This window comes from Helicobacter bizzozeronii (assembly GCF_900196775.1).
GTDB lineage: Bacteria > Campylobacterota > Campylobacteria > Campylobacterales > Helicobacteraceae > Helicobacter > Helicobacter bizzozeronii.
The window spans coordinates 1-8323 of record NZ_FZLB01000075.1; the positions used below are offsets into that span (position 1 = coordinate 1).

Sequence of the window (8323 nt, forward strand, 5' to 3'; positions counted from 1 at the left end):
ACTCAAAAATATCCGTGAAGTGGAAAGGGCTTATACGGAGAATAAGGATAAATCTAGCGGTCAAACCAACGAACCCAAAAATAACCATTTTAGCCCATAGTAAAGCTTTTAAAATGCAAGATTTTTTGTAGAAACCGGTCCAAACACCATTGTCTAAAGCCTTAAAATGTTCCTAGAGCGTTTCAATGCTATTTTGGACCCTAGTCTTTGCCACACCTAAACCCGAAGCCTTTAAACCCGAAGTTATTAGGGTGTGGCAAGATTACCGTGGAATAGCAAATGGGATATTTAACTTGGTGATTGTGATTAAGGGACAATGATTCAAGGAAAATGTGGATTAAATTAAAGATTTAATTTGCCTTTGCTGTTTTACTCTAATTTAAGAATTTAAGATAAATACAAAAATGCAATACAATCAATCGAGATATATTTCACTCCTGATGAGTTAGAGCAGATTAAATGCAGAACACAAAAGCGAGGATTAGGCTCTCTAATTTTGCATATGATTCACATTGTGTCTCTATGCTTTGTTTCTTTATCCCACCACGAGTCTGTTCTAAATCATCAATCTCTTTCTTGTAAAAACCCATCAATTCAATACAATGCCCGCATCTGCACCTCTATACACTCACCTTGTGCAATCCACGCCTCTAGTGCATTTTTATGCGCCGTCTTGATGTCTATTTGTTCTTGGTGTTCTTGGATAGTCTTAGCACGCTCTTGGTAATTCTCAAGGCTTTTTGTATACCATTGTGTCACAATGTCCAAAACCCTCTTTTGTATTTGCTCTAATTGTGCCCGCAATTTTTGTTTAAAACCCTCTAGGTCTCCTTCTGCCTTTTTTTCCATGAATGTTTGCACCATTTCTAACACAATAGTGAGCGTGGCTAAGGCAACTGCTGCTCCCTTTGCAACAGTTATGGCTTTTGAACCAAGATTAAAGGCATTAACTAAAGTTGAAGTGAGGCTTTCAAACAAAGTGGCAAATGTAGCACTGGTAAAAACAGTCTTGAGCGTCTCTAAAATTTTTTCAAACTCCGAATCGCCCCAATTAAAATTCCACGGACCATCTCCCCAATTTGCTCTGAACTGCTCTTGCAACACTTCAAACTCCAAGTGCACAAGCTCTATTTCTAACTTTAATTTGTCCTCAATGACTTTCTTAAGCACTGCGCCCTCTTCGCCTATCTCACCTTGCAAAAACTCCTTAATAAAGATAATCCATCCGGAACTAAACAAAAGGATACAAGAACAAAAAGGCAAGCAAAACACTGACAAGAAGAGATCTCCCGGTAAAACCGAGAGATGAGTGGAAATCCACACCGAATTTAACCAGACTCTACCATATAGAGTACTGGTTTTTGCTTAATACACCAATTGACATACTCTCCCATANNAATATTAGCACAGCCATGCTTGTGCTAGCCTTATATCCCCATAGCTAAAGCTAGGGGCTTTACGGCGTGGCTGGTAAGATACTCCCCACCCTCTATCTGTCGCTCTATGAGCTTCCTAGACCCCTTTAAACACTATATACGATTTGAGTTCTCTCCAAATCTTTTCTCAAAACCCTTCGATTCTCCAAAAATCCATATTCTGCCAATCTTTTGGATTACTCCAGTCTAGCAGTCATTATCCGATCGCCCCAGTCGTGTCAAACCAAACACCGCCAATCTTGCTAGCTGTTGGTTGTAGGACACTCTAGGACACTCTGTAACCCTTGTCTATCCCACACTCCCCCACAGACTTCAATCTCATCCTAAACCCCTTGAATCTCCAGCCAATACAACATTTTCTCACTTCAAAAGCCCTCTTGGGGGTTTGGGGGGCATCTGCCCCCCAAGGACAAAATCTTAGTGATAGCCAAGCGTCAGCTTGGTCTACCGATTCATGCAAGACACGTATTTTTTGCAAATTTCGACCATTTTTAAGCTTTCCCCGCGCGCGGGTTTTTAACCCTTTTAAAAGACTTCGTCTTTTTAACCTTTTAGACCCCTCGGGAAGCTCGTGTGGTGTGTGGCTCATGGGATACTATGAATAGGAAAATCCGCACTATGAATAGGAAAATCCGCACTATGAATAGGAAAATCCGCACTATGAATAGGAAAATCCGCAAGTAAAAATGTATTTAAGTTTATAGCTCATTTTTTGATATAATCCGTGTGCCATGTATTGTTTGATTTTTTGAGTTACGAGGTATGGATATGAGCGAACAACGGAAGAGTTTGATGCAACAACTAAAGCAACTACAAGCACTTATGGATACAGAAGTTGATGCAACATTCAAAGATGCCTTAAATAGGGAAAAGACTGAATGCCTTAAGCAAATAATGGCTTTATTTACAAAAAACACAACCTCTCAATTTTCAGATCCAACTCCACCTACTCAAACCATTTCTATGCAGAAAACCATAGATCAAACCACTATAGAACCCAACACGCTAAATACAGAACACCCCCTAGCAACCCAAGTCATTTCCCAATCCCAACACCCAATCCCCAATATCATCTCTGAAAAATATGTCAGCTTCCATAACGATGTTAATTCTGTCTCTCTAGGCAAGCTAGGCGCATTAGAAACAAACCTGCTCTTTGCGATCTTCCACAAGCTCAAAGAGAAACAAGATGAGCTCTTGGTTTTTGACATTAACGAAATCAAGGCTATGGTGCATGCGGTTAAGATCAGCCAAAGTGAGCTCAGCAGTGTTGTTAAAAGACTTTGGAAAAATATCAGACTAGCTAACTTTTGGATACTCCATCCACTTGCCGATGAAAATATTATGCTCTTTAGGAAGTTTAGAATCAACTACCACGACACTCAAAAAGCCCAAGTCAAGAGTATGGAAATCCAAGTCAATATGCCTTACTTTGGTTATCTACTCAACTATCTAAATGGCAACTTCACTTCCTTTGAACTCCTAGAGTTTCAAAACATCAGCGGTAAGTATGCTAAGACACTTTATCGCCTTCTCAAGCAATGGAAAAGCACAGGTGTGCCCCCTAAAATGGAGTGGGTGAAGTTTAGGGAATTGATGGGGATACCCGTTGATTACAAAATGTGTGAACTTGAAGTGCAAATTCTCAAACCCGCCCTCAAAGAACTCAACAAGCTCCCCCACTTCAAAAACCTTTGCTATGAGAAACTCAAAACAAAAGGCATGGGCAATCGCATCACCCATATCCAATTCTACTTCCAACCTGTTACCAAGACCAGCAAAGATAGAGAACAAGCAAAAAGGGATATAAGAACCATTGCGTGGAAAATCAGAAGCGATCGTATGCTCAAAGAACTCCAGCGTTCTAGGAAACAAACAGAGCAAAAACAACAAGATGAGCTAGCAATGGAAATCCTAGGTCATACCTTCCAACACCCCCAACAACTCTATGTTACACTCGTCATTGATCAGATTCAACCCGTTGAAAAGGGTTATGAGTTTGTGCTCAAATACTACAATCGGGGGCAAGAAGTCAAAGCCCATGAAACCCACGCCGTCCTCCCTAACAAAGAAGCACTTTTAGAGCAAATAGCCCGTGCCAATTGGTTAAAGATAGCGGACTACCCATTGACTAATACAAACCAACAACCAGCACCAACACAGCAAACACAAGAGCAACCCACACCACAACAACAATCTACACAAACCCAACAACCCACACAAACAAGTATAGAACTCCAACAAGAACCCAATGGCTTTAAAACTTTTAAAAATCTCACCAGAGGACAACAGCCATCTCAACAATCCACAAGCTACAAAGACATCTTGAGGAGCTACATTGGTAGAACACTTTATATGAACTCTAATGGTGTGCCCTCTAGTCTTAAAATCAAAGACATCACCACACTTCCAAGCGGGCATATCCAAGTGGATATCCAAGATGTGGATAAACCCCGTAAGTCTTTAAAGCCTTTTAGCTTTGATAGTGCCAAACATTTTGAGAATTGGTTTAGGAAATATGTGGAGTGATTATTGTTGCTTGCTAGACAAGAGCAACATCCCCAAGAACAACAAAGCCTCTTAATACATAACACAAGTCTAATCCTATAACAAACTCTCTTCACTCAAAATGTATTTATCACGTAAAAAATTCTCTCACTCTCCCTCTCTTAAAAAACAAATTTACCAAGTTAAAAACCCCCGTGTGGGGCGGTATCGTAGCGTAGCAAGATATTTAACCGGGTAAATTTGCAAACTTACCCGATAAGCCCACACGGGGCACGGCATTATGCCTTTATCGGGTGGAGTTTGCGCCTAATCGGCGGGACTCTTAAATGTGAATTTTTTAAAAAATAAATTTTTAAAATTGTTAATAAGTGCTAGAGTATAAACCCAAATGATAATAAGGAGAATTGGTGGCTAATCAAAGCAATAAAAAGAGTACACAACCTGATTTGAATAAGATGAGTTATAGAGAGATTTCTAAGCTTTTTGATCGGATACGTAAGAGTGAAAAAGACTTAGAACTAAAGATTGCCCAAGCTTCTAAAAAATTACAAGATTTGGAACAACAATACAAAGAGAAAGGTGAGCTCAAATCCCAAGTGGTGCAAGCAATGGAATTAGCACGCCAAAGAGAAAATGAACAAGGTGGTGTTAATCAATCTAAAGGTGATAGTAAAACACCCCCTAACTCTTAGGTAGTTTAAATGGGTGAGATTGCCTGTATCCATATCAAAAAAACCGCCAACCCCATTCAAGTCCAACACAATACAAGAGATTTGCCCCCTGATTATGTCTTGCCCATTAGTGCTTGGGCACATAAAGAAGGCGTAGAGCTCTCTTGTAGTGTTGAAGAAGCACAACAGATCCAGAGTGCCATCATTGATAGAGCCAATGTAGAATTTGAAAAAAGACGGCACAAAGGTCCGCATTTCAAACAGCCCCAAGGCTGGTCTGCCGTGATCAATCTCAAGCCCACCCATACCCTTAAAGATGTGGAGATGGTCGCTCGCAAACTAGAAGCAGAGTTTAAATGGCAAGTCATTATGTGTGCCCGCCATTATGATGAGGGGCATTTTGATGATGCGGGCAATCCAGTGATTAACCACCACGGGCACATTGAGTTTTTACCCCTTGATAAACAAACAGGTAAATGTGTGTTTAGAGACAAACAACGCCAACGCCAATGGTTTAGAGATTTGCAATCTCTAGTGGCTAAATGGCTCAGTATGCAAAGAGGCATTGATAAACGGGAGATTGACATACTCTCCCATAACTAAAGTTAGAGGATTNNCACAAATATTAGCACAGCCATGCTTGTGCTAGCCTTATATCCCCATAGCTAAAGCTAGGGGCTTTACGGCGTGGCTGGTAAACGCAAACGCATTGAACCTAGAGCGTGGGCGGTAATGAAAGAAGAAGAAAGGGCCAAACGATTAACAGAAGAGCAAGCCTTAGAAAGAGAGACAAACATTGCCCGTTATTCCAATGAACCTTTAGAGCAAACCAGAGCCCGTGTGGATAAACTCTACCACAAGGGGTTCTTTGAAAAAGTGATAGATAAAGTCAAAGACTTGACCGATGTTAAAAAAGCCCAGAGCGAGAAACAACAAGCCAGCGATGCTAAAGACAAGCTGGAGCAAGAGAACAAAACACTCAAAGCCTCTTTAAAGCAAGCCATTAAAGCCAACCAAAAACTAAAGCAAGATTTTAATGAGATTGAGAAAGAAACCCTAAAAATTGCTCAAGTATGCGGTATTGCACCTTATACAGCACTTGGGCGTTCAGAAAATATCAAAGCGGATTTGCTTGCAATCCGCTTATCTACAAGCAAGCAAGATATAAAAGCCTTCACTAATGAAGTCCGCAGACTACTCAGATTACGCAAAGCACCGGCCATTTGCCATGCAGCTAATGAACAGATTGCCAAATGGTTACAGAGTGAGATTTACACCCTAGATGAAGTTATCCCTGTGATTGGAGCCATACTGAGCAATGAGTTTGATCTCAATGCAAAATTAGAGCATATCCAAAGAGAAGCACCTAACAAAGAAACCAAGATAGCCCAAACACAAGAAGCTTTGAGAGAAGAGATAGAAAAAGAAATTAAAAACCACTATGATGAAGTCTTAAAGAACAAAGAACAAGAATACCAACAACAGCACACCAAAGACCTAGAAGACCTTGAAACTAAACACCTTAATGACTTCAACAACCTTTGCACTTTAGTAGATGTGCCTAGCAAAGACACAACACAAGAGGCTAAAGAAAGCCTTGAGAGTGGCATTAAGAAACTCAAAAATGATAAAATCAATCTTGAAACTGATTTAAAAGCACTTTGTAAGCTAGCAGGTTGTGGGGAAAATTTGCTTGCTAGCACTGCTAAAACAAAGCTTGAGGCAAGGATTAAAGAACTCAAGGAGCAAGCGGATAGTACACAAATAGCTGAAAGTGCTAAGGCTGAGCTAGAAAAACAACTCCAAGCTAAAGGTACAACTATTAACAATCTCACGACCAAGAACAAGGAACTCACAGCTAAAGCAGAGAATGCAGAAACAAGAGCTAGTAATGCAGAAAAAACCCACACTGACATAGAAAATACTATCAATACCGCTTATAGTGCATTGTCTGGAATACAAGAGCTAGACAAAAAACCCACAACCCCAAACAAGCTCCAAACCATTATCCAAACATTACAAGCTCAATCTAGCATTACAAATACTCCACAAACCCAAGAGATTTTTCCACAAGAGAGCACAGAGCCCACAATGGAGCAAGAAGCTAAAAGTTTCTTTAAAAAACACTACAAAAAACACAAGTGGTCTATCTTGCACGGCTTTGTGTGTAGAGAATGGGTGTTTTGGATGGACGATCAAAATGGACAGAAGTTTAAAGCCTACCTAGATAAGACGACAGACAAGGACTTTATCCAAAGCATCAAAGCTTTGATCTATGATGATTTAGAACAAACCAATGATCAGTTCAATGGCTATTTGCATCAGTTTGGGTGTGGTGTGCAATCGATGACTTGCACACCCCATTTATTCTTACCTAGAACAACAGAGCTTTTTTGTTTGTATGATACATTTGCACCACAAGTCCCTGAGATTAAACAAGAAGCATCTACAGCATTAACCACGCTGGCTAACCTAGAGAGAGAAGCTCTAGCTATTATCGCCAGAATAAACAAGATAGATCCTAAACAAGCCACAAAGATGACTGCAGAGTATATGAAGCTTGCAAGTGACTCTACAGATCGACTAACGGATTTTAAAAGATTTTTAGAGAATGCACTTTTTCAATTACAGCAAAAGGAATTGCAAGGTGGAGGAAAGCACAAGTAAGGATTAGTGGTGTGTTTGTTGGGTGAGTTTGTGTCTGATTATGGTTCAAAAATCTTGCCAAGTTCTCTGTTTTTGCTACAATGCTTGTCTATACTAGACAAAGGAGTAGCTGTGAAGACTATCCAGTTATCAGTACCAGATGAAATGGCCACGCTAATTAGCAATACAGATGAACAAGCACAAATTTTACAAAGAGCCCTGCTCCTTTATCCCCGTATCAAAGATCAAAGTATTTCTTACGGGAGAGCTGCAGAGATACTGGGGATGAAAAAGTTGGATTTGCTAGACATTTATGGTCAAATTGGTATCCCTATTGTTGATTACAGCGTAGCAGAAGCACAAGCAGACTTGGAATGTTTAAGAAAAATATTCAAAACAAAGTCTCATTAGTTGTTTCGGACACAACACCCCTGATTTCATTCTTGAAAATGGAGGCGTTGGATTTGCTGGGGGATTTTTTTGGTTGTGTATATATCCCATTAGGTGTATTTACCGAGCTCACAGAAAATGAGAAGTTTCAAGATGAAGCCAAGCAGATTAGGGATTGTGAATTTATCCAAGTTTGCTCTGTTCCAAAGGAAGAAGCCACAAAATTAAAAGAGAACACAGGACTGGACATAGGGGAATGTGAAGCCATTATACTGGCCCAAACACTCAAGGCTGACTTGCTTCTTATGGATGAACGAAAAGGCAGAGCAGAAGCCAAAAAATTAAGCCTAAAAATCACAGGTACCATAGGAGTTTTATTGCAAATGAAAGAAGTGGGTTTTGTTTCCTCCACACAACTTGAAGCCTTTGTTGAGGCCTTGGAAAGACATAGAATTTTTATAAGCCCGCAATTGTTACACATGCTTTTTGAAAGTTAGAGATCATCTGAACTTTTGGTCAGCTTGCAATATCATCTATCATATCTCAAAATAAAATATAACACATCATACACACAATATTATCAACTTTTCTCACACAAATCAACTCAATTAAACTCAATCCCAGATAACAACCAAGCCACACCGACAAGCGAAAATAAAACAAGAACGCTTA

Annotated in this window: 7 protein-coding genes; 6 read left to right on the forward strand and 1 reads right to left on the reverse strand. The window is 39.9% G+C overall.

Features of this window, described 5'->3' with window-relative positions:
- Positions 1–594 precede the first annotated feature (594 nt).
- A complete protein-coding gene (locus C5684_RS07755; protein ID WP_104639946.1) occupies positions 595–1200 on the reverse strand; it encodes a hypothetical protein in 606 nt (201 codons plus the stop codon).
- Between the two features lie 1199 nt (positions 1201–2399).
- Between C5684_RS07755 and C5684_RS07760 the strand changes: the two genes are divergently transcribed.
- The 6 genes from C5684_RS07760 to C5684_RS07785 all read left to right on the forward strand — a co-directional run bounded on the left by C5684_RS07760 (position 2400) and on the right by C5684_RS07785 (position 8148).
- Entirely contained in the window at positions 2400–3965 is a 1566-nt protein-coding gene (locus tag C5684_RS07760; protein WP_158650217.1) for a replication initiation protein, read from the forward strand.
- A gap of 386 nt (positions 3966–4351) precedes the next feature.
- Positions 4352–4636: a hypothetical protein gene (locus C5684_RS07765; RefSeq protein WP_104639948.1), complete on the forward strand. Its 285-nt coding sequence runs from the start codon at positions 4352–4354 to the stop codon at positions 4634–4636.
- Between the two features lie 9 nt (positions 4637–4645).
- On the forward strand, positions 4646–5218 hold the full coding sequence (locus tag C5684_RS07770; protein WP_104639949.1) for a hypothetical protein: 573 nt from the start codon (positions 4646–4648) through the stop codon (positions 5216–5218).
- A gap of 84 nt (positions 5219–5302) precedes the next feature.
- A complete protein-coding gene (locus tag C5684_RS07775; RefSeq protein WP_104706388.1) occupies positions 5303–7282 on the forward strand; it encodes a coiled-coil domain-containing protein in 1980 nt (659 codons plus the stop codon).
- A gap of 9 nt (positions 7283–7291) precedes the next feature.
- Positions 7292–7672 (forward strand): UPF0175 family protein, encoded by a 381-nt coding sequence (locus tag C5684_RS07780; RefSeq protein ID WP_104639951.1) that lies wholly within the window; start codon positions 7292–7294, stop codon positions 7670–7672.
- Complete coding sequence (locus C5684_RS07785) at positions 7636–8148, forward strand: DUF3368 domain-containing protein (protein WP_104639952.1); 513 nt, start codon at positions 7636–7638, stop codon at positions 8146–8148. Before C5684_RS07780 ends, C5684_RS07785 begins: the two co-directional genes overlap by 37 nt.
- Positions 8149–8323 lie beyond the last annotated feature (175 nt).